The sequence below is a fragment of the Paraburkholderia caffeinitolerans genome (assembly GCF_902859945.1).
In the GTDB taxonomy this organism is placed as follows: domain Bacteria; phylum Pseudomonadota; class Gammaproteobacteria; order Burkholderiales; family Burkholderiaceae; genus Paraburkholderia; species Paraburkholderia caffeinitolerans.
Genome location: NZ_CADIKL010000093.1, coordinates 1 through 2093 on the forward strand (window position 1 = coordinate 1; position 2093 = coordinate 2093).

Genomic DNA, 2093 nt, shown 5'->3' on the forward strand with positions numbered 1-2093 from the left:
CTGGAAGTCGGCGATGAACCAGTTTGCTATCCTGTTTGGCGACCGATTCACGCAGGCGCGCGGGTAACGATTCCTTTAACCGCCTCGCCCACAAAAATGCGGACAGGTTCTCGGAAGGCCACGCATCATCGCGCTCGCATGGCCGCAGGACGCACCGAGTTTCAAAGGCAAAGTTGACGAGGTGATCACCAAGCCACTCGCGTTCAAGGAGATGCTTCGCGCGATCGACCGAATCAATTCGGAGGCCGTAGCGCTGAGCGCATTACGAATGACTATGCAACGAAGACGGCCTATCGCAGTCACGTCATAGTCATCGTCAACACGACTGTCCCGTATCGAACGGCTGGCAGAATTCCCAGCAAGAGCGGACACAATCTTGCCGACGGCGGATGGCGGCAATGGGTCGGCTACGGAAGTTGGCGGACGATGATGCGGCGCACGGGTTGAATCCGCAGCAAGAAGCGGCCGTTCGACCTTACCGCTTGAATCGTCGACACTTTGCTGCCTCCTGCGGTGCTTCAATGACAACGATCTCGAGGTTGGACGCGAAGTGTGTCAAAGTATCAACCAGACTCATCAGCGCCACTAAATGACCAAATTACCCGTTGCCCAGCGATGGTTTGAACTCAAACGCATCAGCGATGACATAACCCTGCTTTGGGAACCCCACGTTGTTCCACTAATGCGCTGCAATATTTGGCATGTGCGCGGCCGCGATCGAGACCTGATGATCGACACGGGGATGGGCATTGCTAGCCTGCGCGATGCGGCCAGACATCTGCTGCAGCACGACGTCACCGCCGTTGCGACGCATACGCATTCGGATCACGTCGGCGGACATCACGAGTTCGAACACACATTGGTTCACGAACTGGAAGCAGAGAACCTGCGCTCGCCTCGCGAGCCAGGCACCCTTCTGGCGTCGGTATTGGGCGAAAAGGCCATTCGTCGGTATCGCGAAGCAGGGTATGCGTTCGACAGTGACCTGATTACGGCCCTTCCCGACGCCGATTATTCGATGTCTGACTATCGCGTGAGGGCAGCGACGGTCACGGAAATCGTCAAAGAAGGGAACATCGTCGATCTCGGTAACCGGCATTTTGAAGTCCTGCATCTGCCCGGCCACTCACCGGGCAGCATTGGCCTGTGGGAAGCGGCTTCCGGCACGCTGTTCTCAGGCGACGCAATCTACGACGGCCCTCTACTGGATGAGATCGCTGGCGCTGATATTTCGACTTACGTGCGAACGATGAAACGCTTGCGTGAACTGCCCGTGCAAGTGGTTCACGCTGGGCATGATGGAAGCTTCGGACGAGAACGACTGGTCGAGTTAGTCGATGCTTATCTGGCTAAACGTACCTGATCACCCGCGGGGACTGCAGTTCGAGGATTGGCCGGCAGGACTTCGGGGGCGAGGAGAACGGTCAAAGTGTGCCGGCTAGATGTGCTCGTTTGCCGAGGCAGTCAGAATTTTCGATAATCCGGAAAACGTGGCCGGCCCACGCTTGCCAGTCATTTCGATACGCTCCTCAGGATCGCCGCTGCAACGTCCCGGCTCACTGAGCCCAACGCACGATCGTGAGCGGCTACAAGCGCGTCGTAAGCGTGCTCCCGCACAGGCTCGTGCGCGAGCGTGCGTCCAATAATCGGTGTCGCCTGGCCTGGAGGCCAGATTGTCCAAAGTGCGTCTATCGTAGCCATATCCCCCAGCACCGAATCGAATTGCATGATGTCGACGCGAACACGCCACGTTGGCAAGCCGCTCGAATCCGCCCCATACACGCTTACGTGCTCAGAGCCAAGCAGCACCGCGAGATCTCCCGCGATGGTTCGCTGGATATTGTCTTTCAGCGGTTCCGCCCAGCGCTGAAACTCTTCAGGCCACACCTGATTGCCGGCAACGCTGACGACGATCTGCGGTCGGTCAACCAACGAGGGAATCGTGACCGGGTTGACCACAACATACAGCGGCGCTGCGGTGCGTAAGCGCCCGGCAAAGGCACCCCTCAGCCTAAATTGCCGTCAATCAGGCGGCGGCAGGCACCCATCGATGCGGTAGAAGTGCGGCGATGTCATCGGCTTGATGAGTAGGC

At 58.3% G+C, this 2093-nt stretch carries 2 protein-coding genes; one reads left to right on the top strand and one right to left on the bottom strand.

What is annotated here, in order from left to right; all coding sequences use genetic code 11:
- The first annotated feature begins 589 nt into the window (after positions 1–589).
- Complete coding sequence (locus HV773_RS36345; protein WP_175198532.1) at positions 590–1363, top strand: MBL fold metallo-hydrolase; 774 nt, start codon at positions 590–592, stop codon at positions 1361–1363.
- Positions 1364–1512: 149 nt separating this feature from the next.
- Here the strand turns inward: HV773_RS36345 and HV773_RS36350 are convergent, their stop codons facing one another.
- Positions 1513–2010, bottom strand: coding sequence for an ABC-type transport auxiliary lipoprotein family protein (locus HV773_RS36350; RefSeq protein ID WP_175198533.1), 498 nt, complete (start codon positions 2008–2010; stop codon positions 1513–1515).
- Between the last annotated feature and the right edge of the window lie 83 nt (positions 2011–2093).

Bases quoted from the DNA above. Each gene is read 5' to 3' on its own strand.
- HV773_RS36345 (WP_175198532.1), top strand. From the start codon at position 590: ATGACCAAATTACCCGTTGCCCAGCGATGGTTTGAACTCAAACGCATC.